This is a genomic window from Paenibacillus ginsengihumi DSM 21568, from assembly GCF_000380965.1.
Taxonomy (GTDB): Bacteria; Bacillota; Bacilli; order Paenibacillales; family NBRC-103111; genus Paenibacillus_G; species Paenibacillus_G ginsengihumi.
Genome location: NZ_KB905568.1, coordinates 60,394 through 81,577, shown reverse-complemented (window position 1 = coordinate 81,577; position 21,184 = coordinate 60,394). Strand labels below are relative to the sequence as shown.

Annotated in this window: 23 protein-coding genes, 2 tRNA genes and 1 pseudogene; 10 read left to right on the top strand and 16 right to left on the bottom strand. The window is 56.3% G+C overall.

From position 1 onward, the window contains the following. Positions 1–877: 877 nt before the first annotated feature. Positions 878–1,504 (bottom strand): restriction endonuclease-related protein, encoded by a 627-nt coding sequence (locus F591_RS0112715; protein ID WP_281166695.1) that lies wholly within the window; start codon positions 1,502–1,504, stop codon positions 878–880. A 190-nt stretch (positions 1,505–1,694) separates the two neighbouring features. Here F591_RS0112715 and F591_RS33270 point away from each other — a divergent pair. Beyond that, positions 1,695–1,790: pseudogene (locus F591_RS33270) on the top strand (tyrosine-type recombinase/integrase); the annotation flags it as partial. Positions 1,791–1,932: 142 nt separating this feature from the next. Here F591_RS33270 and F591_RS0112710 read toward each other — a convergent pair. Then, positions 1,933–2,019 (bottom strand) — tRNA-Leu (locus F591_RS0112710). A 37-nt stretch (positions 2,020–2,056) separates the two neighbouring features. Further along, a tRNA-Leu gene (locus F591_RS0112705) sits at positions 2,057–2,140 on the bottom strand. Positions 2,141–2,578: 438 nt separating this feature from the next. Here F591_RS0112705 and F591_RS0112695 point away from each other — a divergent pair. Beyond that, positions 2,579–2,794 carry a hypothetical protein gene (locus F591_RS0112695; protein ID WP_019534984.1) on the top strand — a complete coding sequence of 72 codons (216 nt, stop codon included), beginning with the start codon at positions 2,579–2,581 and terminating at the stop codon, positions 2,792–2,794. Positions 2,795–2,879: 85 nt separating this feature from the next. Here F591_RS0112695 and F591_RS0112690 read toward each other — a convergent pair whose 3' ends face one another. From F591_RS0112690 to F591_RS0112680, 3 genes are all read right to left on the bottom strand, one after another. Beyond that, positions 2,880–3,095, bottom strand: a complete 216-nt coding sequence (locus F591_RS0112690; protein ID WP_019534983.1) for a hypothetical protein — start codon at positions 3,093–3,095, stop codon at positions 2,880–2,882. Between the two features lie 849 nt (positions 3,096–3,944). Next, positions 3,945–4,697: an adenosylcobinamide amidohydrolase gene (locus tag F591_RS0112685; RefSeq protein WP_245581033.1), complete on the bottom strand. Its 753-nt coding sequence runs from the start codon at positions 4,695–4,697 to the stop codon at positions 3,945–3,947. Beyond that, the gene (locus F591_RS0112680) at positions 4,676–4,903 is read right to left on the bottom strand and encodes a hypothetical protein (protein ID WP_026326576.1); all 228 of its coding nucleotides are present in this window, start codon (positions 4,901–4,903) and stop codon (positions 4,676–4,678) included. Before F591_RS0112680 ends, F591_RS0112685 begins: the two co-directional genes overlap by 22 nt. A 164-nt stretch (positions 4,904–5,067) precedes the next feature. Between F591_RS0112680 and F591_RS0112675 the strand changes: the two genes are divergently transcribed. Beyond that, positions 5,068–5,388 carry a hypothetical protein gene (locus tag F591_RS0112675; protein ID WP_019534980.1) on the top strand — a complete coding sequence of 107 codons (321 nt, stop codon included), beginning with the start codon at positions 5,068–5,070 and terminating at the stop codon, positions 5,386–5,388. Between the two features lie 74 nt (positions 5,389–5,462). On the opposite strand, the gene F591_RS0112670 is transcribed toward F591_RS0112675, so the two are convergent. Next, positions 5,463–5,789 carry a hypothetical protein gene (locus F591_RS0112670; protein WP_019534979.1) on the bottom strand — a complete coding sequence of 109 codons (327 nt, stop codon included), beginning with the start codon at positions 5,787–5,789 and terminating at the stop codon, positions 5,463–5,465. A 183-nt stretch (positions 5,790–5,972) separates the two neighbouring features. Next, on the bottom strand, positions 5,973–6,542 hold the full coding sequence (locus F591_RS0112665) for a xanthine phosphoribosyltransferase (RefSeq protein WP_019534978.1): 570 nt from the start codon (positions 6,540–6,542) through the stop codon (positions 5,973–5,975). Between the two features lie 402 nt (positions 6,543–6,944). Between F591_RS0112665 and F591_RS0112660 the strand changes: the two genes are divergently transcribed. Further along, the gene (locus tag F591_RS0112660; RefSeq protein WP_019534977.1) at positions 6,945–7,646 is read left to right on the top strand and encodes a hypothetical protein; all 702 of its coding nucleotides are present in this window, start codon (positions 6,945–6,947) and stop codon (positions 7,644–7,646) included. Between the two features lie 44 nt (positions 7,647–7,690). Here the strand turns inward: F591_RS0112660 and F591_RS0112655 are convergent, their stop codons facing one another. After that, the gene (locus tag F591_RS0112655) at positions 7,691–8,302 is read right to left on the bottom strand and encodes a DedA family protein (RefSeq protein WP_019534976.1); all 612 of its coding nucleotides are present in this window, start codon (positions 8,300–8,302) and stop codon (positions 7,691–7,693) included. A 165-nt stretch (positions 8,303–8,467) separates the two neighbouring features. Here F591_RS0112655 and F591_RS0112650 point away from each other — a divergent pair, with 165 nt between their 5' ends. From F591_RS0112650 to F591_RS0112640, 3 genes are all read left to right on the top strand, one after another. Further along, the gene (locus F591_RS0112650) at positions 8,468–9,511 is read left to right on the top strand and encodes a YkvI family membrane protein (protein ID WP_019534975.1); all 1,044 of its coding nucleotides are present in this window, start codon (positions 8,468–8,470) and stop codon (positions 9,509–9,511) included. Positions 9,512–9,643: 132 nt separating this feature from the next. Then, positions 9,644–10,405, top strand: coding sequence for an SDR family oxidoreductase (locus F591_RS0112645; protein ID WP_019534974.1), 762 nt, complete (start codon positions 9,644–9,646; stop codon positions 10,403–10,405). A 48-nt stretch (positions 10,406–10,453) separates the two neighbouring features. Continuing rightward, entirely contained in the window at positions 10,454–11,371 is a 918-nt protein-coding gene (locus tag F591_RS0112640; RefSeq protein ID WP_019534973.1) for a DMT family transporter, read from the top strand. Between the two features lie 170 nt (positions 11,372–11,541). Here F591_RS0112640 and F591_RS0112635 read toward each other — a convergent pair whose 3' ends face one another. Next, a complete protein-coding gene (locus F591_RS0112635) occupies positions 11,542–12,675 on the bottom strand; it encodes a glycosyltransferase family 4 protein (protein WP_019534972.1) in 1,134 nt (377 codons plus the stop codon). Positions 12,676–12,836: 161 nt separating this feature from the next. Between F591_RS0112635 and F591_RS0112630 the strand changes: the two genes are divergently transcribed. Further along, entirely contained in the window at positions 12,837–13,994 is a 1,158-nt protein-coding gene (locus tag F591_RS0112630; RefSeq protein ID WP_019534971.1) for a GGDEF domain-containing protein, read from the top strand. A gap of 191 nt (positions 13,995–14,185) precedes the next feature. Here F591_RS0112630 and F591_RS0112625 read toward each other — a convergent pair whose 3' ends face one another. Together F591_RS0112625 and F591_RS0112620 are read right to left on the bottom strand one after the other, a co-directional pair. Beyond that, entirely contained in the window at positions 14,186–15,172 is a 987-nt protein-coding gene (locus F591_RS0112625) for a Gfo/Idh/MocA family protein (protein ID WP_019534970.1), read from the bottom strand. Continuing rightward, complete coding sequence (locus F591_RS0112620; RefSeq protein ID WP_019534969.1) at positions 15,169–16,167, bottom strand: Gfo/Idh/MocA family protein; 999 nt, start codon at positions 16,165–16,167, stop codon at positions 15,169–15,171. Before F591_RS0112620 ends, F591_RS0112625 begins: the two co-directional genes overlap by 4 nt. A gap of 495 nt (positions 16,168–16,662) precedes the next feature. Here F591_RS0112620 and F591_RS31400 point away from each other — a divergent pair, with 495 nt between their 5' ends. Further along, positions 16,663–16,809: a hypothetical protein gene (locus tag F591_RS31400; protein WP_019534968.1), complete on the top strand. Its 147-nt coding sequence runs from the start codon at positions 16,663–16,665 to the stop codon at positions 16,807–16,809. Positions 16,810–16,900: 91 nt separating this feature from the next. Here the strand turns inward: F591_RS31400 and F591_RS0112610 are convergent, their stop codons facing one another. After that, positions 16,901–17,110, bottom strand: a complete 210-nt coding sequence (locus F591_RS0112610) for a helix-turn-helix transcriptional regulator (RefSeq protein ID WP_019534967.1) — start codon at positions 17,108–17,110, stop codon at positions 16,901–16,903. A gap of 135 nt (positions 17,111–17,245) precedes the next feature. Here F591_RS0112610 and F591_RS0112605 point away from each other — a divergent pair, with 135 nt between their 5' ends. Next, entirely contained in the window at positions 17,246–17,683 is a 438-nt protein-coding gene (locus F591_RS0112605) for a helix-turn-helix domain-containing protein (protein WP_342665586.1), read from the top strand. Between the two features lie 250 nt (positions 17,684–17,933). Here F591_RS0112605 and queC read toward each other — a convergent pair whose 3' ends face one another. The 3 genes from queC to queD all read right to left on the bottom strand — a co-directional run bounded on the left by queC (position 17,934) and on the right by queD (position 21,098). After that, positions 17,934–18,629: a 7-cyano-7-deazaguanine synthase QueC gene (queC, locus tag F591_RS0112600; RefSeq protein ID WP_019534965.1), complete on the bottom strand. Its 696-nt coding sequence runs from the start codon at positions 18,627–18,629 to the stop codon at positions 17,934–17,936. Between the two features lie 1,297 nt (positions 18,630–19,926). Continuing rightward, the gene (locus F591_RS0112590; RefSeq protein WP_083935459.1) at positions 19,927–20,586 is read right to left on the bottom strand and encodes a 7-carboxy-7-deazaguanine synthase QueE; all 660 of its coding nucleotides are present in this window, start codon (positions 20,584–20,586) and stop codon (positions 19,927–19,929) included. Positions 20,587–20,621: 35 nt separating this feature from the next. After that, on the bottom strand, positions 20,622–21,098 hold the full coding sequence (queD, locus tag F591_RS0112585) for a 6-carboxytetrahydropterin synthase QueD (protein WP_019534962.1): 477 nt from the start codon (positions 21,096–21,098) through the stop codon (positions 20,622–20,624). Positions 21,099–21,184: the final 86 nt, after the last annotated feature.

Below are 21,184 nucleotides of genomic sequence, written 5' to 3'. Positions count from 1 at the left end.
TTCGCGATATCTCTGTATTATCTGGCTATTACTATCGTGTTAAGGCCTACCATTGGATACGGAAAGATAACACCACCGAATCCGGATATCGCTATTCATCTTCATACCTGATTCCAGAATGACCAAAAAGAAACGGATTTCTGTTCGTTGCTCTTCATTAACATATAATGGTCTCAAATAAGTACAATAGCTTTGCAGGATACTTACTGTTTACGGAGTACAGGTTAATAATGGTGTGCCCGATGTTTTGTTAACCCCCCCTTTTTTTATTGGGCTGCATTCATTTTTTAAAAAATTGAGGCAAATTTTTTTAAAGGCATATTTTCGTTACTCGACTAAATTACTTTCATAAAAATCACTTCAGCATGAAAATCCCTCCGATTCTTTGAGACCCGATTTTCTTGGGCCTTTGGAACTGCGGAGGGATATTTTATTTTCACTAATTGAAGTTGCCTTTTTGCTATCCAGTTCCTATTTACCAAATAAGAGATAAATGAAAGGAGAGGTAAAAATGGGCTCGAAACTCAGGACTTGTGAAGCAGTCGAAAAGGGGTTTAGTAACTCAACTTGTCATCATCAGATAGCAAGAATAATCGAATCGAGTCTTTGATCCGGAAATATTTCCCCATCTGATCTTCCCAGTCAATCTTTGAATGCAGGCCTCGCAACAGTTTCCTTGCGTTCAATAGCACATAGTCCTGCTTACTAGGCTTCCGAAGGCCGATCAAATAAGCCAGATAACAACAAGTATGCTTTCTTCACATCTTTGCCAGTCGTATATTGATGGAAGAGGTACAAGAGCAACTCAATCTTGGCAAATCCAACTTCGGATAAGCCGGAATTCGTAGAAAGATGGGGAGCCAATTTTCGAGAAATCTCATATAATCTGCTTCGAACCAATCTCAAAGGAATCCCCTCCCACGCGTTTTTTCACTTCTTCCATGAAATCAGTGAACTTTAAACAACGCACCGTTTCTCTTTGTCCAACTTGCCGTATCCCTTGGTCGACAATGCGAGTATAATGGCGATTCTCACGTACACGTTCATCCGGCACAACAATAAATCCGGCTTCCCAACGATGAGATTGGGGGATAGCCTTCCCATCCTTCTCAATCTTATCTTTTAACAGAAACGCTCTTGAATAATCTTTGGCGTCCACGGCCCATGACTCACCGTCATGAAATGTGATCTTGAGATCGTAACTATCTTTATCCGGCCACAACTCCGTTTGCAACCCAAGTTTCCGACACTCGTTTTCCAATTCCAATTCAATAACCCCCGGATTTCCTACAAACTGTACGATACCTTTTCTTTGCCGATAGTAATGAATAGGAGGGCTTTCGACAACCTCGACATCAGTAAAATTATTCGTGTAGTTTCTGCATCGTATATCCGAACAAATTCCTCTGTTCTCTCGGTCGAAAGCAACCGTCCATCCGCATCTTTTACATATGGTCAGTTTAGGGCCATCAATGACATCAGCACTTTCATAGGCCGCAGTCATCACATTCTTTGCCATATCCATATCCCCGAACTTCACGCTAAAATCCTGCATAAAAGTGTTCACTTCATCCTTCTTCATCACCCGATGCTGTTTTTCAATAATAAATTTTCTATAGGCGACATATTGGTCTTGCTTTCCTTTCTTTAGTTCATCGAATAAACGTTCCTGCTCCATCTCCGTTTCTACTACCATTCGGTTTCACGATCTTCGTCACAGCTGTGCCAGCTTACTGCTTGCTAATGGTGTCAGCTTAAAGGAGATTCAAGAATGGCTGGGGCATAGCCATTAGCCAACATTTATGCTCATCTCGACTACAGCTCGAAAATTTCTTCGGCTCAAGTGATGAGCGCTACATTACAGATTCCAAATATGCAAAAAGCTCCTGAACCTCTGCAAGAGAAAATTCAAGAGCTCGTTCATTGTTGAATTGGTGCGGTCGAGAGGACTCGAACCTCCACGGGGGTAAGCCCACACGGACCTGAACCGTGCGCGTCTGCCAATTCCGCCACGACCGCATACATAGAACGATGGAACTATATGAAAGAATCGAAATGCGGTCAAGAGGACTCGAACCTCCACGGTTGTTACACCACTAGAACCTGAATCTAGCGCGTCTGCCAATTCCGCCATGACCGCATGTATCGAACCCGCATTTCGTCAATCTCACGAAGCGGACAAAAACTATCATAGCACCCTTCAAAGCTATTGTCAAACGGTTTTTGAAAAAATTTTTTAGCTGCATGCGCCCAGCTTCCAGCCAAAGTTGCATTTTGCACAACAAAACCCGGAGCACTTGGCTGCTTTTTAAGAAAATCCTGCACTTTGTGCAAAATTTCCAGGTCATTTTTAACCGAGCCACCTCCACAGAAGCCATCCGACGCCTGCCCAGATTGGAAGCGTAAACAATATGCCGTAGACGACCCCCTTGAGCGCAGAGCTTTCGCGGGACATTCGTAACCCCTCCTTCGCCTGTCGGCATGGATAATGGCATTGTATGCAGCGTTCAAGCCTTTGATGACACGCCCAGGCATGTTTTGTCCGATGCGCCATATACTTTTGGCGGAGGGGATGCGCATGATGCTGCAGATTGCGTTGGGGATCATCCTGGCGCTGATTATATGGCATTGGCTTAAATGGATGCTCCAAACCTTCTTCGGACTGCTCGGCTTTATCTGCCTCGTCCTCATGTTCCCGGGACTGCTGCTTGTGCTCGGCGGCTTCATATTTTTGCTGGTCGGACTCGCCGCCACGCTCGGAGTGCTGCTCATTATCGCCGGGCTGCGGCCTTGACAGAACGGGGCGGAATTACGCTGCCGCCGCCGTTCCTGTTGCCGTTACCGCTGCAGCCTGTCGATCCGCCCTGCCTGCAGCCTGCCTACCCTTCTCTCACCGCTTGCAGCGACATATACGCCAGATCGACCAGCGCTTCGGCATTCCGCTGCGGCGGAAGGTCGAACAGCTGCGTGCCCCTGCCCGGCTGGCCTCGGTCGCGCACGACCACCTGCCCGCCGAGCCCTGCTTCACTGCGCTGAATTACCAGCACATGATTGGCATCGAGCTCGATCTGGTCTGTGCTTGAGCTTTCATTCATAAGGTCGCTGTGCTCCTTTCCGCAATCATCCGGCTTGCTGCATGAACTGTTCCAGGAATTGCCGCATCCTTGATACCTAGCTTGCGCAGGAAAGCTGCGGAGCATTCGGCCCTATCTTGAAAATAGCCCCGGGGTGCGCGGCACATTTTCATCTTCTGATGGTGCTGCGCCAGCGGCATGGGGGTCTATCTTGAAAATAGCGCTTGGTGCGCCGCGGCACATTTTCATCTTCTGATGGTGCTGCGCCAGCGGCATGGGCGTCTATCTTGAAAAATCGGCGACATCCGTTCGCTTGATTTTTCAACACCGCAGGCAGGCAGCCGATGGCGGAAGGCTGCACCCATCCTGGGCGGCTATCCTAAAATGGCCCAGGAACGCGACCCCAAGCACATGAGGCGACAAATCCTGCAAAAAATGCAACATTTTCCGCCCTCTTCGCACCAGAGGAAGGGAAATGTTGCATTTTGTACAACAATTTGGGCGCAATTGACTTCAAACCCGGGAACATCGCTCAAAATATTGCACAAAGTGCAACATTGAGCGTCAAATAGGAGTTATCTCCCCGTTTTTGTTGTACAAAATACAACTTTTGTGGCTCGGCTATCTTGAAAATAGCCCCAGGCGGCCCATTTTCACCATCTGATGGTGCCGCGCCAGCGGCATGGGCGTCTATCTTGAAAATTTGGCGATATACGCCGACAAAATTTCAACACCGCAGGTGACGGCCGATGACGATAGGATGCGCCCGTCATCGGCTGCTCCCTTGAAAAATCAGCGGCATCCATACGCCGATTTTTCAACACCGCAGGCGGGCAGCCGATGGCGGTAGAATTCGTCCGGCTTAGCCGGCTATCTCCCGCCCAAGTCGCCGCGGAGGCTGGCCCGCGTCGCCTCGTAGACCGCCGCGCCGATAGCGGCTCCCGCAGTCGTGGCCGGTCCCGCATAACGAATGGGGCCCCCTCGCGGAACCGCTGCGATAATGACCGCATCGGTCGTCGTGCCGGTGGCCTGCAGCCCGTCATCGGTCAGCACGCCCATGTCCTGCAAAGCGGCCGCCTTCGCTTCCGTCGCCGTAATGACGGCGTTCACGAGCGCCGCTTCCGTCAAAGCGCCGTCGATGACGACGATCGTGTTGATCGTGCCGGGGTACAGCTTGTCCGAGGCCCGCAGGCTGCCGGCCCGCGACCGGTTGCTGAGTCCGGCCGTGACCCAGGCGCAGACAGCGGGGCCGCCTCCAGCCGCTGCCAGCTTCCGCCCGTAGCCCCGAATGTTTGCTGCCGTCAGCATCGCCGCCGTTCGCTCCGGTTCAAAACCGCTGCGCTGCAAAAACCGCTTCATCTCTGCCGCCGGATCGGCGCAGTCGTACGACCTGTCGACCTGCCGGTTCACGATGCTTGTCACTTTCGCGAATCCGCCGTTCCATACCGACGAATTCAATATATGAAGCGGCGCCGAGCTTTCGATCGCCAGTATCCGTCCGCCACCGACATCGGCCACTCCGTAACGAACGCCGCTTATTCCGCTGTCGCTTGCATACAGGCTCCCGCTTCCGTCCGCGGCCCGATTCGCTCCCGCCTTCGTCATGGCTCGTTCGTCCCCCATAAGTCGGCCCTCGGCTCCGAGAACGGCTGATAATGATAAGACCTGTCCAGCTGCACAACGCGCCGATTCGGACGCCGGATCAGCACATGCTTGTCGTTCCAGGCGACGACAATTCCTTTGACATCGTTGGCGGGATCGGCATCCCGCACGACGCGCAGCATCGTTCCCTGAACGCGATATTCATCCAATTGCTCTTCGCTGATCATCGTCGGCTTCGTCCTTTCCTGCATGATCTCTTCGGGTACAAAATGCACCGCGTATCTATAAGATATCATGTTTTGGGGCATACAATAAACAAATCGGGATTGGGGACTTTACCAGCCGCAAATTGTGGACTTTAACGATAGCAAGATGAAAGGGGCGCTGCGCTGTGGAGAAAAAAACGTACTACGTCACCGTTGGCTCTGCGGAAATATTGGAGCCCAAAGACGTGATCGGCAACTACGAGCTGGAAATCGAGGCGACCGAAGAGGACATCGACCAACTGCAGGAGATGTTCGAGGATGCGCAGGAATGGGACGAGACGTCCGCCGGAGCGATGCTCGGCTTTTCGTCTTATGTGCTGTCCAAATATGACGACGATTTGGAGAGAGCGAACAGCCAGTCGCTCAAGGCCATATACCGCAAGCTTTACGAGCTCGGCACGCCCGAGACGAAGAAGCAGATCGAAAGCATGAAGGTCCTGGATTGACAAGACAAAAAACAACCTGTGCTCCGCATCCGGAGTACAGGTTGTTATATGATCAGGCAACATAAGTTTTCCGCTTAGCCGACATGCTCCCTCGAATCGTTCGTTTCGTACCAGTAATCGAGCACCTTGCTGGACATGACCCGCTTCGTAATATATTCCGCCTGCTGAGCGGAGAAGGCTGTGGTCCAATCGATGTCCAGCTCGCGGCACAGCTTCACGACGGTGAGCAGCTCCGACCAGGCCACGTAGCGTTTGTACCAGAAAAATTGCGGATGCTCGACCATATAAGGGTACAAGTCGTCAAACTCCGTATGCTTGCAATCCAGGGCCCGCTCGAAATGAACCTTGGCTTCCGCCAGCTTGTTCATCATAAACTGCTCCGGAATCATGTTGTTTTCCATGGTATCCCCCTCCTCCAAGCTAGTTCCGGCTCGAATTCGATCTTTCTCACGCAGCTGCCACGCAACTGTCGGCTCGTAACGTTGCTTCCCCATTCCGCTAAATCTCAAGTCGATGTCATCATTATATAAAAAAATGCTCGGAGAGGGAAGCGTTAAGACAAAAAGCCGCTTATGCAAATGTTGTTATTCGAAGCGAATCGCTCCGTTGGCCAGAGAGGCGATGCGCACGAGCGACTCCACGCGAATGCCCTGTTCGCGGATTGACCGTCCCCCGGCTTGGAACGACTTTTCCACCGCGATGCCGACCCCGACCAAGGTTGCGCCGGATCGCTGAATGATGCGAATCAGTCCTTTCGCCGCGTCTCCGTTCGCTATAAAATCGTCGATCAGCAGCACCCTGTCGCTTTCGTGCAAAAATTCCTTCGCCACCATAATGTCAGTGACCATGCCTTTCGTAAAAGAAGGCACCCTTTCGCAGTAGGTGTCCGTTGCGGTATTCAGCGTCTTTTTTCGGCGGGCAAAAACGAGCGGAACGTTCAGCTCCTGCGCCGCGGCGAACGCAATCGGGATTCCCGACGATTCGATCGTCACCACCTTCGTGATCTTGTCCTCGGCAAACCTGCGCGCGAATTCGCGCCCCATCGCTGTCGTCAATACCGGATCGATCGCGTGGTTCAGGATGGCGTCCAGCTTGATCACCTCATCCGAGACGACGATGCCGACTTCCTTAATTTTCTCCTTCAACAGTTCCATGCTTCCGCTGTTCCTCCATCCAATCTTTTTCGTAAACTTATCACATTCGCAAGGGGACATTCAAGCAGCCGCCGGCATGTTTTTGAAAAAAGTTGAAACTTTCCTGTATAAATTTCGTCTAATATATTAAAAGGTAAAGTATCGCTCGAGCAGCAGCCATTTTGAAATCGAATTTTGCATATTTTCATTGTTTTTGCCTAATTTTGACTCAATTTGCTCTTTGAGCAAATGCGAGGCGCAGAGTATGATTAGTAATGCCGCCCAAACAAGCGCTATGGTACATAGACGCCTATGACGAGCTCTTCCTGTCGTCATCGGTCTTCACCTTCGGTGTTGAAAAATTCGCCGGAGGGTTCCGTCCAATTTTTCAAGATAGATTAAGACGAAAAGAGGGTTACCGGGATGAAAACACAAAGAAGCATTGTCGGCTGCTTGTCCGCATTGATCGCTTTGCTGGCTTTCGCAACGGCTTGCGGCTCCAAGGAGCCCGTCGCCATGGAGCATCAGCCGGCTCAACCGGCGCCAGCCATGCATAACCATGATCAGGAGGTAAGGCAAGCCTCCCCCACCGACAACGTCCCGGAAGAAAAGTCCGCACCGCCGGCGACCGCGCCTGCACCGCCGGAACCGTCCGGGGACAAGGTATCGCTGGCGAGCAGCGAAGCTGCACAGGAGCCGGCCGATGCTCCGCCGGGCAAGCCGAAGCTCGAGATCAAGCAGCCGTATACGCAGGAGAAGCCCACGCTGCTCGGCCTGGCCTTGAAGACGAAGGCGGACGACATTGTAAGCCAGCTCGGCAAGCCGGCGGACCAGTTTCTGATGGAAGAGGAAGAGACGATTATCGTGTACGATTACACCGATTTTCTGGTAGGCTTTAACAGTGCCAAGGAGCTCCAGTTTATCGATGTGCGCAGCAAGGATGTCGACCCCGGACTGAACGGATTGAAGCTGGGCGACAAGGTTGCCGATGCGATCAAGGCGCTCGGCCAGCCCGATACGAACACGAGCTACGTCATTGCCTACGAATCGGAAGGCGCGCTGCTCAAGCTCGACATCGATCCGAAGACACAGGTCATCAATTCCATCAAGCTGTTTGCCGAATAAGCGCGAAGGGACGGTCCCCTATCCGGGGAACCGTCCCTTTGTCGTTACGACCCGGGCTCAGTTCGTTTGCGGAACCGCCAATAGACGTATCCGCCGGCGGCAGCCACGATGACGACGGCCGCAACGCAGATGCTCAAATAACGGTGTATCGCCTCCAGAATAGCCGGCGCATTAATGCCGATCACATGTCCGAGCGTCAGGAAGGTGAGGCACCAGACGAAAGCGCCGCTTCCTGCAACGAGCACATATTTCCACAGCTTGACATTGCTGGCCCCGGCCAAATAGCAAGTAAAATGGCGAATCCCCGGAATGTAATATCCGAACGCGACAGCCCACAGGCCATACCGCTGAAACCAGCCTTCCGCCACGGCCAGTCTGCCGGGAGTCAGCTTGAACCAGCGGCCGAACCGGTACAGGAACGGCTTGCCCACCTTAAGGCCGAGCATGTAGCTGGTCATCATCCCTGTCATCGTGCCGGCAAAGCTGGCAAGAAGGCACGGTCCGTACGACAAGATCGGCTCATTGCCTGCCGTCAACGAACCGACCGTCGTCATCAATATTTCGTCCGGCACCGGGACTCCGACGATGCCGAGGCACAAAAGCACGAATAATGCGATGTATCCATATTGATCTATGAATGGCAACAGCAGGTCCACAGCGGCACGCTCCTGTATCAAGAATAGTCTAGGTCGAAAAGGGAACGCAGGCATCGAAGCGCTTCAGCTGGTCCGCAAGGCGGTTCCGAAGTTCGTGTCATGAGGCTTGGCCCCTGTACATAACTTGTAAGTATACAAGCTGTACGAAGGAGGACACGATTCGATATGAAAAAATGGGGGAGCGTTCTGCAGGTCAGCTTTACCTACGTGGGGACCGTCGTAGGAGCCGGCTTTGCCACCGGCCAAGAGATTCTGCAGTTCTTCACCCGGTACGGTTGGATGGCCACGCTGACGATCGGCGTCGCCTCCGCCTTGTTCGTGTGGCTTGGAATCAAGCTGATGCTGCTGGCCGGCCAATTGAACGCCAAATCTTACGAGGATCTGAACAAGCTGTTGTTCGGTCCGAAGATCGGCGAGTGGGTCAGCCTGTTCACGATGGTCATTTTGTTCGGGGTGACCACCGTGATGCTGGCCGGCGCCGGCTCCGTCTTTGCCGAGCAGCTTAAGCTTCCATATCAGGCCGGGCTACTGTTCACGATGGCGCTCACTTACCTCTTGCTGATCAAGGGCATGAAATCGATACTGGCCGTCAACAGCCTGGTCGTCCCGATGATGGCGCTATTCAGCGTCATGGCCGTCATCTATGCCTACCCTTCTCCGGGCGCTGCGAACTGGCTGCTCCTCGATACCGGCCATTCGACGCTGCGGATTTGGCTCGCTCCGCTGCTGTATGCAGCCTTTAACTTGTCCATGGCGCAAGCGGTGCTCGTTCCGCTCGGGACGGCGATACGCGACCGCTCCGTCCTGATCCGCGGCGGCACCCTGGGCGGCATCCTCATCGGGCTCATGCTGCTGGCCGGGCATTTCGCCTTATCGGCCCAAATGCCGGATATTCTGCGTTACGATATTCCGATGGGCCTGTTGACGCAGCAGATGGGCGGCGTGTTGCAGCTTCTGTTCGTCTTCGTTATATACAGCGAAATATTCACCACATTTCTCGCCGACATCTACGGACTCTCCCTGCAAATCTCCCAGCGAACAGGCCTGGCCGAACGGACGATCGTGCTGCTCCTGCTGGCCGCCAGCTTCGTCGTCAGCCAGATCGGCTTCAAGGCGCTGCTGGCTTCGCTTTACCCGCTGTTCGGCCTGCTCAGCATGGCCTGGATGACGCTGCTGATCTGGCGCAAGGACCCCGCCGCCGAGGCATAGCGCGCATGCGCCTGCATGTCGCGAGCTTCGGGCGCGAGGCTTCGACGTTCTTTTCTTTTCTTCCAATTATGCTATTCTTATAGTATTCGATAATTACAGCAAAAAGCAAATGGCTGGATGGGAGGTGTGCCTATGCGCAAAGTGGCGGCCGTCACCGGCGGCGCGCAAGGGATCGGCCGGGCGATCTCGCTGGCCTTCGCGCAGGCCGGCTACGATGTCGCCGCGGCGGATATCGACAAGGAAGCCGGGCTGGAGCTGATCCGGGACATCCGGAAGCTGGGCCGGCAAGGGATGTTCCTGTGCGTGGACGTGTCCGCCGAGGAAGAGGTGCAGCGCTGGTTCCGGGTCATTGCGGAGGAGTTCGGGAGGGTCGACGCGCTGATCAACAATGCCGGCATCAGCAGGGGCGGGTCGATGCTCGAGCTGCCTGTCAGCGATTTCGACCGGGTGCTCGCTGTGAATCTCCGCGGCCCGTTCCTCTGCTCCCGGCAGGCCGCTGCGCTCATGAAACGCCAGGGAGGAGGCTCGATCGTCCATATCGCCTCCACCCGCGCGCTCATGTCCGAAGCGGATACCGAAGCCTATTCCGCCTCCAAGGGAGGGCTGCTGGCCTTGACGCATGCGATGGCAGTAAGCCTCGGCCCCTACGGCATCCGGGTCAATGCGATCAGCCCAGGCTGGATCGAGACGCGGGATTGGCAGAAGGCGTCCCGCCGGACTGTGCCGGTGCATTCGGAGCGGGACCGGCTGCAGCATCCGGTCGGCCGCGTCGGGCGGCCGGAGGATATCGCCGCCGCCTGCCTGTACTTGTGCGGCAACAATACCGGCTTCATGACAGGCCAAAACCTCGTGATCGACGGGGGCATGACAGTGAAGATGATCTACGAAGAATAACACCAAGGACGGACAACCGTCCGAGTGGACTGCTAGGAGAATGGACAGATGTGGTTTGTATTCGCTGCCGCCTCGGCTCTATGCTTCGGGCTGAGGGGCATTTTGTACCAATGGACCTCACAGCGGCCGATCGACCGCAACCTGCTGCTGTTCGGCGTGTACTTGTCCGGCACGCTGATTGTCGTCGGGGCAAACGGCTTCGCCGGACAAGCGTGGACACAGGCGGCCTGGATCGGCGTGCTGCTGGGGCTCTTTTCTTTTATGGGGAACGCCTCGATGTACAAAGGATATGCCGTCGGCCGGGCGTCGCTCGTCGCGCTGCTGACCGCTATGCCGCCGGTCGTCGTCGTCACGCTTGCTTATTTTTTATGGAACGAAAAGCTGAACGCCGTTCAGCTCGCTTCGTTTCTTGTCATTATCGCCGGTCTTCTGCTGATTCGCTATTCAAGCGATATTTCGTTCCGCAATCTGAAGGGCGCCCAGTGGGGCGCCTTGGCGATGCTGTCTTTCGGCCTGACCGACCTGACCAGCAAGCAGGCCACGCTGCTCGGCGCGGAGACGCTGCCGGTGCTGACGATGATGTTCACGACAGGCTCGCTGCTGTTCGGAGTCTCCTGGCTGGCCGGACGCGCCAAGCCGGCGCCGGCCCGGGAGGCGGCCGCCGCAGCGGATGGCGCGGAGAGCGGCGCCGCAGCGGCGGCACGTCCCGCTCCGGCTCCATGGAGCGCAGGGCGGACAGTCGTCTGGGGCATGGTCGTCGGCTTGACGAACGTCTGCGGCATGATGTTCGTGATGCCCGCCTTCCGCGAAGGCGTAACCGGGCTCGTCTCCGCCATCATCGCGATGAACGTCGTCATTGTGCTGCTGTACGCCCGCTTCGGGCTGAAGGAGACGTTCAGCCGGCGGGAGACGGCAGGGCTCGTGTGCGCCGTCGCCGGCGTCATCCTGCTTCGCCTCGCCGCTTGACATGGAAGGCGCAAGCGGCAGCGGCGTGAGCCGCATCCGCCAGGCCGGGAGAGGAGCGCACGCTTCGCGGGGAGGCAGCAGCCCTTGCTGCCAGCTTCCTCCCCTGCGCCTCCCGCGGCCCGCGGATCACGGCCCGCAGATCACGGATCGCGGATCGCCATCGAGCCGGCTTATTCGTCGTTTGTCCGGTACGAGCGGTATACGGCGCGCAGTTGCCGTACCGCGCGGGACATGGAGTACGTATTCAGCGCCTTCTCCTGGGCGACGCGGGCGAGCTGGTAGCGATAAGCCGGATCGATGATCACCTTCTCGAGCGCGGCCGCCAGCGCGGACGGATCGTCCACCGGCACGAGCAGGCCGTTCTTGCCGCTCTCGATCTGCTCCGCGATGCCACCGACCTTCGTGCCGATCAGCGCCAGTCCGCACAGCGCGGCCTCGGCGAACACCGAGCCGAACGCCTCCGCGCGCGACGGCAGCACAAAAATATCGAAGAACGGCATGAAGTCCTCGGGGTGCAGCATGTAGCCGTAGAAGATCGTATCCTCGTAAATGCCGAGCTCCTGCGCCAGCGCCTCAAGCTCCGGCCGGATCGGCCCGTCGCCGATCAAATGCAGCACGAACGGGCGGCCCTTCCGCTTCAGCTCCGCGCACGCCTGCAGCAGCACATCCAGCCCTTTGGCCGGAACGAGCCGGCATACGGTGATCAGCTGCGGCACCTTGTTCTCGTGCTGAACCGGCTTGAAGCGCTTCTCGTCGAAGCCGTTCGGGATGACGCCGATCTTTTCCGGCTCCTGCACATAATCCGCCAAGTAGCTTTTGAACGCGTTCGAGACGGTGATCAGCTGATCGGCGCACTCCTCCAGCTCGCGGTAAAGCGATGTGAGGAACTGGTGCTCCGGCCCGTTCTCGCGGATTTTGCCATTCAGAATAAGCTCTCGCTCATAGCTGGAGTGAACGGTCATGACGACCGGCGTATCCGGAAACAGGCGCTTCATGACGAGGCAGGCGATCGGATGATGGGCATGAATCAGATCATAGGATTGCTGGATGCGAAGCTTGGTCCACCATATGTAGTCCTTGAAGGTTTGAATATATTTGTCCACCACCCGGTTCCCTGCGTAAGCCTGCCAATCGAAGGTGGAAAATTGCACTTCTTCGGTTCCTTTGCCGCGTATCCTCTTGGGCAGGAAAAAAAGCTCCATCTCCCAGCCGCGCTTGTTGAAGCGGTCCAGCATGAACGGAACCATAGACGATACCCCGCCCGGCTGCTCGGGAGGAAAAAACAACGCTTGAAGTATGCGCATTTCGGGTGAGTCCCCCCTTGATGAAAAAGCTAAACGTTCTCTTTCCATCGTAACAGGTATCGATTGGCAGAACAAGACTTCACGGCTCGAATATATGTTTGGTATAATAAACTCGCGTTCCTTTCTTTTTAGTTTCTCGACGGAGGCTTACCAACTTGCCAATGGATTCATCCCCGACCGACTCCATGTCGTGGTCGGCGTTCTGGAACGGGCCGCTTGGCGCCGTTTTCCTGTACGCCATGCTTCTGGTCATTCTGGCGATGACCTTCATCATTTCCTTCAGACTATTGGTGAACCGCAGAAAGATCGGTTATTTGTCCATGGTGCTCGCGATCTTCATTATGATCGTTCAGAACGTGCAGATCATCATCCGGACGCTATGGCCGATCGACAGCGACATGCAATATTTTATCGAGCTGTCGCTCAAAATGCTGTCTTTCCTGCTTCTTCATCTCGGCATCTACCAATTGTACAACGTCACCCGCAAGCGGGACGCATTCGTCCTTGCGGTCATCGGCGTCGTCAGCCTGGGCGTGGCGCTGAGCTACTGGTATTTGCCGGGGTGGCTGGACGGCGTGAACGGCTCGATGCGGCTCGTTCAGTCCCTCGGCATCGAGCTGTATATGTTTTTGCTCATTTTTTCGGGCTTTTTGCTCGTTAACCCCCGCATCGGACAGAACGGCAAATATCAGGTGCTGCTGACGCTTGCCTTCTTCAACCAGACGATACATATGATCGACGTCTATTTGCTCAAGGGGGAGCAGCCCACGCTGCGCATGCTCGGCATCGTTGCTTCGTTTGTGTGCCACACCGTTCTGTTTTTGTTAATTTTCGAGAGAATTATCGAGATCATGCAGGCGATATACAACTCCTCGATCAAAGACGAATTGACCAAGCTGTATAACCGCAAATATTTCTACCAGCGGGTCAACCAGCATGTCCGAATGCGCGAGCCGGTGTCCGTTATTTTCATTGATATCGATAATTTCAAGAAGCTGAACGATACGAAGGGGCACCATACGGGCGACGAGGTGCTGATGCAGGTATCGCATATCGTCCGCGAGGAGACGGAGGATATCGGCATTTGCGGACGCTACGGAGGCGAGGAAATCGTCGTGCTGATCGTCGATCCCGAGACCGACCCGAGAGCGGTCGCCGAGCGGATTCGCGCCCGCGTGGAGGCGGAGACCGTCGTCACGGTCAGCATGGGCAGCAGCAAGCTGCGCAAGGGGCAGACGGCGGACGATCTCATCAAGCTGGCGGACGAAGCGATGTACCAGGCCAAGACGACGGGCAAGAACAAGATCGTGACGCTATGAATTGCAGCGCCTGCAGACGCTTTCACGGCAGCGCTTATAAACGGAAGAAACGTCTTCTCTGCCCCCCGGGACAGTGGAAGACGTTTCTGGACGTGCCGCGGGCAGCGGTCGAGGTGGCCTGCCCCCTGCCCCCCGGACAGTGAAAGACGTTTCGCAGACATGCGGCAGAGCTTTCGCGATGCGGCCGCTTGTTATTTCAGGTCGACCGGCGCCTTCGCTTTCGCCGATTCGTAAGCTGCCAGCGCGACAAGCGCCGATTGCATGCCGTCCCGACCGGTAATCGGCACCGGCTTCCTTCCCAGAATCGCGGCGACGAAATCGTCGATCATCCACTCGTCCATGCTGTCGCCATAATAGCTCCAGACCGCTTTGTCCCGCTCGTCGGAATATACCTCGTTGCGGCTGGCCAGGCCGTCGATATGGATGACGCCATCCGTGCCGATGACCGACATCGTCACGTCCCCCCACGTCGGGAACGACTTCGGACGGGACCAGCTCGGATCGAGCACGCCGAACACTCCGTTTTCGAACGTGACATGCACCATTCCCGCATCGTCCGTCGGAATCGGATGGAACAGCGTCTCCGCATGGGCGAACACCTGAGCTGCCCTGGAGCCGGTAAACCAGTGCATCAGGTCCATGACGTGCACCGTATGGTCGAGCACGGCGCCGCCGCCCGCCAGCTCGGGGTCGACGAACCATTTGCCCGGCATCGTTCCCCGGTTCGTGCCCTTGATGGCAACGATGCGCCCGATCTCTCCGCGCTCCACCGCTTTCTTGGCCTCCACGACGGCCGGCAAATATCGGCAGGGGAAAGCGGTCATCAGCTGCACGCCATGCTCTTCGCAGGCCGCGATCATCCGCTCCATCTCCTCGCGCGAAAGGCCAAGCGGCTTCTCGCACAGCACATGCTTGCCTGCTCTGGCTGCGCGAATCGTATGCTCCGCATGATGCTTGTTCTCCGAGCAGACGACGACCGCGTCGGCATCGGTTGCCAGCAGGTTCTCGTACCGCTCGAAATAGGGCACGCCGCTCTCCTCCACATAGCGCTGCACCCGCTCCTTGACCCCGTCGGCGATTCCGACGATCTCGACATCCGGATGGCGGCGCAGCAGATGGAAATAACCGACGGCATGCTGATGCGCAAAGCTGATCATGCCCACCTTCAGCTTGCTCATGCCAAAACACCTCCCATGCGGACAGGCAGCCCCGTCGACGCCGATTGCACCGCAGCCAGTGCGATATCAAGCGCGGCGTAACCGTCCTCCGCCGTAATGACCGGCTCGCTCTCCCCCGCAATGCAGCTGAGAAAATGGCGCAGCTCGTAATAATACGGATCATGCTTGGCCGGCGTTCGCGGCACGGGGACGCCGCTTCCTTCCCGGCCATCCTCTTCCCGCCGCAACCGCCTCACCTCCAATGTCGGCGAACTGGAGCTGTCAAAGCGGAGCACGCCGCGCGTGCCGGCCAGCTCCGCTCCCGTCGTGAACGCGCCGGGGTATCCCCAGAACGCCTCCACATTCGCGAGCGCCCCGCTTTGGAACTGAAGCGTCACGTTGGCATATTCCATATGGTCATCCTTGTGGAGCTTGGCGTACACGCTCTGCACGTCGCCCATCGTCCACCGCAAAAAATCCAGGTCGTGGATCATCAGATCGACAATGACGCCGCCGCTGAGCGACGCATCGGCAAACCACCGGTTCCATCCCTTCGGAAAAGCGCTCAGCCGCTTCGCATGCGCCACCTGCACCGTCCCGACGATGCCGCTTGTCGCTTTGACGCGCAGATCCTTGTAGCTTGGGAAAAAGCGCAGCACATGGCCGATATACAGCCGCACCCCGGCTTCCCGGCAAGCCCGGATCATCGCTTCGGCGTCTTCGCGATGCAGCGCGATCGGCTTCTCGCAAATGACATGCTTGCCCATAGCCGCCAGCTTCAGCACATACTCCTTGTGCAGAAACGTCGGCACGCAGACGCAGACAACGTCTGGCCGTTCCCGCTCCACCATCGCCTCCAGCGATTCGTAGGCGTTCGTTCCCCACAGCTCTGCCGCCTGCCCGGCCGCTTCGCGGCGAATGTCGCACACCCCCGCAGGCTGCACATCCTTCATTTTGGCTAAATTTTGCACATAGGTCGAGCCCATCGTTCCGGCGCCCAATACGGCAACTCTCATCGTCGGCCTCCTTGTTGAACATAACACGCCGCTAAGTTTAACTTCGCTGCAGCATGGCAAGCGAAGTGCGACTTTCCGTGTCATGACAAATTAGCATTAAATCAAAAATTTCACTCGAGTGATAAGACCATTATATGCCCGCTTTCCAAGCGCTGTCAATCGTTTTTCCGGACAATTGCCCGTCGATCACCAAAAACGCTGGAACATCGAAGAACATCGAAGAACATCGAAGAACATCGAGGAATATCGAGAAATATCGAGGAACATCGCCACAAAATATCGCCGCCCGCGCGGCGTTTATGCTTGCCGACAGGCGGATAAGCCATTATGATTATAGTAGTGCCCTGGACCCATTCCTCGAGAAGCAGTCATTCAAGTCCGCAAACGAAATCGCTGTTCTTTGATGTCGCGATGATGCCGGAGGCGGGCACCACGACGCTGACGTCATGCCCCCTCTGCGCCAGGCGAATTTTCAGGCACCGAAGGTGACGACCGATGCGATGGATTCGTTTGCTCGCCCAGCAGCTCCGGCTGTATGGCGTACAGGAACGCGAAACGGCCCCGGACCTGCGGCATCGGGCGTTGCCGCAGGGACAGCCGTATATCCTTGCCGCCAAGCGCCGATTGCCGACGCCAGAGTGACGATTTTCAACTGGTAGGGACGACTGACGACCGACGGCCGACAACCGATGATGAGGTATCTCCCGCCATACGGGTCTCATTCGCTATTCGATTATTCCAGCGTAAACAACTCATCCATCGGCTTGTCCAGAAGCTCGCACAGCTTTTTTGCCGTCCCCGGACCGACTGACTTCACCGACCGCTCCAGCAGGCTGATATAGGCGCAGCTAAGGCCGGACATCCGTGCCAAATCTTTCTGCGTCATTCCTTTGACCGCCCGCGCCCTCGCAATGGCCATCGATTTTGCTCTAATTTTCAACATACCCGCCCCCCATACGAATATCTGTTTCCATTATAACACCTGCATTTACTTTTGCAACCATATATGTTTGCTAATGTTTTATTTTTTTCACGTTGCTTACGTTTTTGTTTACTGTTAATATAAAAATGTTCACCAATGTTTACCTTTTTTTATAGGTTATCACCTTATAGCCTGGCAGGTGTTTTCATGGATTTTTATGAGCAATTGCGGGACATGCGTAAAATGAAGGGGTTTACGATCCGCGAGCTGGCTGACCGGTCCGGCGTATCCGCCGCTTACATATCGCAGCTGGAGAACGGCAATCGCGGCGTTCCTTCGCCCGACGTGCTGATGAAGCTGTCGGAGGGCTTGAACATACCGTACACCGAGCTTATGCAAATCGCCGGTTACCTGGAGAAGCCGGACGGCGAGAAAGACGAGAACTACGTGCGGCCGAAAGTGAATTTGCGGAGGTTTTTGCAAGAGAACGAGCTGATCTTCGACGGCATCGAGCTGACCGAGCAGGACAAGGAATGGATCGAGCGGATGCTGACCGTCCTGTTCTGGCGCGACAAGCAGCGTAAGCCAAAATGATCCCCAGCCCGTGCGGGATACCGACGGGCCTCTCGGCATAAGCAGCCCTGTCCCCCGGACGGGTTCGGCATCAAGGCCGCGGCGACCGTGTTCACAACCGAATCGACCGGCCTCGAACGGGGGCTGCATCAAGCCGGCTTGATGGCCGTTAGTGCCAGCCTGGACCAGGCCGCTTCGCGCCGCCCCGCGCGCAGCCAAAAGCCCGCAATACCGCAAAGCGGCATAGCGGGCTTTTAGTCGTGCGATCATATTACCGGGCGCTCGTTCGGTAAGGTATCGGGTCGGTCAAGCCGGCCTCGGCGAAGCCTTTGAGCCGCAGACGGCAGCTGTCGCACTCGCCGCAGGCAACCTTCTGGCCGTTGTAGCACGATGTCGTCAGCTGATACGGCACGCCGAGCCGCGTGCCTTCCCGAATAATATCGGCCTTGGACCAATGGATCAGCGGCGTCTCGATGCGCATCGGCCCACCTTCCACGCCGACCCGGGTCGCCAAGGCCATCACTTCCTCCACCTTCCGGATGAACTCCGGCCGGCAGTCGGGATAGCCGCTGTAATCGAGCGCGTTGACGCCGATATAGATCGCCTCTGCCCCCGTTACCTCCGCATAGGAGGTAGCTATGGACAGGAACAGCAGGTTGCGGCCCGGCACGTAAGTGACCGGGATATCGGAATCGATCGGGCCGCTTTCGCCGGCCGGCGGCACCTCGATCGATTCGTCGGTCAGCGCGCTGCCGCCGAACTCCTTCAGAAAGCCGAGCGAGACGATCTTATGCCGCTGCGCCACACCGTAGAATTCGGCCACCTGGCGGGCGTTTTCGATCTCCGATTTATGCCGCTGGCCGTAATCGAACGTGAGCGGGTACAACTCGTACCCCTGCGCCTTGGCTATGCCCATGCACGTCGTGCTGTCCAGACCGCCGCTTAAGATGACGATCGCTTTCTTCATACAATCAACCCCTATCTTGAAAAATTGGACGGAACCCTCCGGCGAATTTTCAGGCACCTAAGGTGACGGCCGATGGCGAAGGGATCGCTCGTCCATAGACGTCTATTGGATATTCCACACGCAGCCCAAGCCGTGCTCTGTTCGACAGCTGATCCTTCCTGAGCTTTTCCTGCGTTGTTCTTTCCGGTGCTGCCCCTTCCTGCGCTGCTTCCTTCGCTGTTCTTTCCGGTGCTGCCCCTTCCTGCGCTGCTCCCTTCCTTCGCTGTTCTTTCCGGTGCTGCCCCTTCCTGCGCTGCTTCCTTCCTTCGCTGTTCTTTCTGGTGCTGCCGTTCCTGTGCTGCCCTTCCTGCGCTTTCTCCAATGCTCCCACCGAAGCTTCCGAATCTCTAACGCTGGTGACAAACGCTATTTTGCTGAAAAGCAGCCTTTGAAAAATGTAACGTAGGCTGGGTAGCGCTATTTTGCCAAAAACGCTGAATCTGGCAGCAAAAATGCCAAATAAGGCCGCTCACTTGCGTTACAATTTCAAATCGAGCGTTTTGAGTGAAATAAACTCTGTGGCCAGCGTTAGCCCGGCAAAACAGCATCGATCCAGCGGGCATGAAGAGAAGCTTCGATCGAAGCACATTCAACGGATGAGCAGGACTGCGCTTGTGCGGCAGTTTTGCCTGGTGCAGAAACCAGCGTCAGCGCGAGAACCATGTTAGCGTTCAGACTCCGCCTTAGCGGCCCCCTCCCCGGGCACATGAGGCAACAAATCCTGCAAAAAATGCAACATTTTCCGCCCTCTTCGCACCAGAGGAAGGGGAATGTTGCATTTTGTGCAACAATTTGGGCGCGATTGGCTTCAAACCCGGGAACATCGCCCGAAATGTTGCACTTTCTACAACTTTTAGCCGTAAGTAGGGCTTATCCCCCCGATTTTGTTGTACAAAATACAACATTTGCTATCTTGAAAATAGCCCCCAGGGCGTGCGGCCCATTTTCACCATCTGATGGTGCTGCGCCAGCGGCATGGGCGGCTATCTTGAAAATAGCGCCCAGGGCCCGCAGCCCACTTTCATCATCTGATGGTGCTGCGTCAGCGGCATGGGCGGCTATCATGAAAATTTGGCGATGATCCACGAGCCAAATTTTCAGGTATCGCTGACGATGTCCGATGGCGAAAAGAATCGCTCGGCACGGCGGCTATCGAGCAATGGACCAGCGCCACTGCCGCCGCAGCCCCCCGCTCCCTTGCCGCGCCCGGCTTCGGGCTGCGGCGCCTAACGCAGCGTGACGGCAGCGAGCCCGACCGCTATACGCCCCGAGCGGCCGGATCCCAGATCACCTTATGCATCTGCATGTTCAGCTTGACCTGATGCAGTCCGTGATCGAGCATGAGCCGGACAAGCTTAGCCGGAGGCATCGTCTCCCATACGGGACTGAACAGCGGCAGCGCCTTCGTCGGATGCTTCGCCAGCACGTCCAGCGCCGCCTGAAAATCGCGTTCGCTGCCGATCACGAATTTCAATTCGTCCTGCTTGCGCAGCCGCCTGATATTGGCCTCGATCATCTTGTCCTGCTCGCCGGAATCCGGCAGCTTGTAGTCCATAATGTAGCGGACGATCGGCGACTCGATGCGCTCCAGGAAATACGAAAGGTCAATGGCGCCGTTCGTCTCCACGTGCAGGTCGTCGTAACGGCCTGTGCCGGCAAGCGCTTCGATCAGCGCCGCCGACTTCTCGCCGTACAGCAGCGGCTCGCCGCCGGTCAGACATAAATGCCGGGAGCGGTATTGGGCCGTCTCCTCGACGATTTGGCCGATCGTCATGACGAATTCGGCCTCCGCCGGCGGGTAGCTGTACGTCGTATCGCACCACGTGCAGCGAAGGTTGCAGCCGAACAGCCGCACGAACACGGTCGGGAAGCCGGCCCGCGTGCCTTCCCCTTCTACCGTCTCGAAAATTTCGACCATCGGCAGCTTCGCGCTCAGCGTCTGTCGTTCTGCGCTCACCCGTCCGTCTCCCCCATCATCGCTGCCGTGACCGCAGCGTAGCTTGTCGGCGTCTCCCACAGCCGCACCTCCTCCAGCCGCACGGCGGGGTACAACCCCTCCTCCCGCAGCGCGGCCGCCAGCTCTTCGTACATCCAGACGACCATATTTTCCGCCGTCGTATTCATCGGCGGCAGCACCTCGTTCAAGTAGCGGTGGTCCAGCCGGTCAACAACGCGCTCCTTGGCGATGCGCTTAATGTCGGCAAAGTCGATCGTAATGCCCCGATGATCGACCTTGCCCCTCATCACAACCTGCAGTTTATACGTATGACCGTGGAGGCTTTGGCATTTGCCCTCGTAGCAGTGCAGATGATGCGCGCTGTCGAAGGTGAATTCCTTCGATACGAGCACTTCCCGGTCATGATATTTCAACTGATGTTCGCCGATATCTTCGCCCAAAACCTGAACTTTTCGCGGAATGTCGTACATCATGCGTCCATTCATCCCTCCCCCGAAAACATCAGATTATTATATCATGGCGCATTCGCTTCTCACAATACGGTGAAACTTGTATAATA

What these genes read in the sequence shown, in the direction of transcription:
- F591_RS0112650 (WP_019534975.1), top strand. Translation starts at nt 8,468, where the DNA reads ATGAAAAAATGGGGGAGCGTTCTGCAGGTCAGCTTTACCTACGTGGGG.
- F591_RS0112590 (WP_083935459.1), bottom strand. Translation starts at nt 20,586, where the DNA reads ATGGTCGAAATTTTCGAGACGGTAGAAGGGGAAGGCACGCGGGCCGGC.
- F591_RS0112610 (WP_019534967.1), bottom strand. Translation starts at nt 17,110, where the DNA reads ATGTTGAAAATTAGAGCAAAATCGATGGCCATTGCGAGGGCGCGGGCG.
- F591_RS0112640 (WP_019534973.1), top strand. Translation starts at nt 10,454, where the DNA reads ATGTGGTTTGTATTCGCTGCCGCCTCGGCTCTATGCTTCGGGCTGAGG.
- F591_RS0112660 (WP_019534977.1), top strand. Translation starts at nt 6,945, where the DNA reads ATGAAAACACAAAGAAGCATTGTCGGCTGCTTGTCCGCATTGATCGCT.
- F591_RS0112715 (WP_281166695.1), bottom strand. Translation starts at nt 1,504, where the DNA reads ATGACTGCGGCCTATGAAAGTGCTGATGTCATTGATGGCCCTAAACTG.
- F591_RS0112680 (WP_026326576.1), bottom strand. Translation starts at nt 4,903, where the DNA reads ATGATCAGCGAAGAGCAATTGGATGAATATCGCGTTCAGGGAACGATG.
- F591_RS0112645 (WP_019534974.1), top strand. Translation starts at nt 9,644, where the DNA reads ATGCGCAAAGTGGCGGCCGTCACCGGCGGCGCGCAAGGGATCGGCCGG.
- queD (WP_019534962.1), bottom strand. Translation starts at nt 21,098, where the DNA reads ATGATGTACGACATTCCGCGAAAAGTTCAGGTTTTGGGCGAAGATATC.
- F591_RS0112605 (WP_342665586.1), top strand. Translation starts at nt 17,246, where the DNA reads ATGTTTACCTTTTTTTATAGGTTATCACCTTATAGCCTGGCAGGTGTT.
- F591_RS0112685 (WP_245581033.1), bottom strand. Translation starts at nt 4,697, where the DNA reads ATGGGGGACGAACGAGCCATGACGAAGGCGGGAGCGAATCGGGCCGCG.
- F591_RS0112625 (WP_019534970.1), bottom strand. Translation starts at nt 15,172, where the DNA reads ATGAGCAAGCTGAAGGTGGGCATGATCAGCTTTGCGCATCAGCATGCC.
- F591_RS0112690 (WP_019534983.1), bottom strand. Translation starts at nt 3,095, where the DNA reads ATGAATGAAAGCTCAAGCACAGACCAGATCGAGCTCGATGCCAATCAT.
- F591_RS0112670 (WP_019534979.1), bottom strand. Translation starts at nt 5,789, where the DNA reads ATGGAAAACAACATGATTCCGGAGCAGTTTATGATGAACAAGCTGGCG.
- F591_RS0112635 (WP_019534972.1), bottom strand. Translation starts at nt 12,675, where the DNA reads ATGCGCATACTTCAAGCGTTGTTTTTTCCTCCCGAGCAGCCGGGCGGG.
- F591_RS0112695 (WP_019534984.1), top strand. Translation starts at nt 2,579, where the DNA reads ATGATGCTGCAGATTGCGTTGGGGATCATCCTGGCGCTGATTATATGG.
- F591_RS0112630 (WP_019534971.1), top strand. Translation starts at nt 12,837, where the DNA reads ATGGATTCATCCCCGACCGACTCCATGTCGTGGTCGGCGTTCTGGAAC.
- queC (WP_019534965.1), bottom strand. Translation starts at nt 18,629, where the DNA reads ATGAAGAAAGCGATCGTCATCTTAAGCGGCGGTCTGGACAGCACGACG.
- F591_RS0112665 (WP_019534978.1), bottom strand. Translation starts at nt 6,542, where the DNA reads ATGGAACTGTTGAAGGAGAAAATTAAGGAAGTCGGCATCGTCGTCTCG.
- F591_RS31400 (WP_019534968.1), top strand. Translation starts at nt 16,663, where the DNA reads ATGCGATGGATTCGTTTGCTCGCCCAGCAGCTCCGGCTGTATGGCGTA.
- F591_RS0112620 (WP_019534969.1), bottom strand. Translation starts at nt 16,167, where the DNA reads ATGAGAGTTGCCGTATTGGGCGCCGGAACGATGGGCTCGACCTATGTG.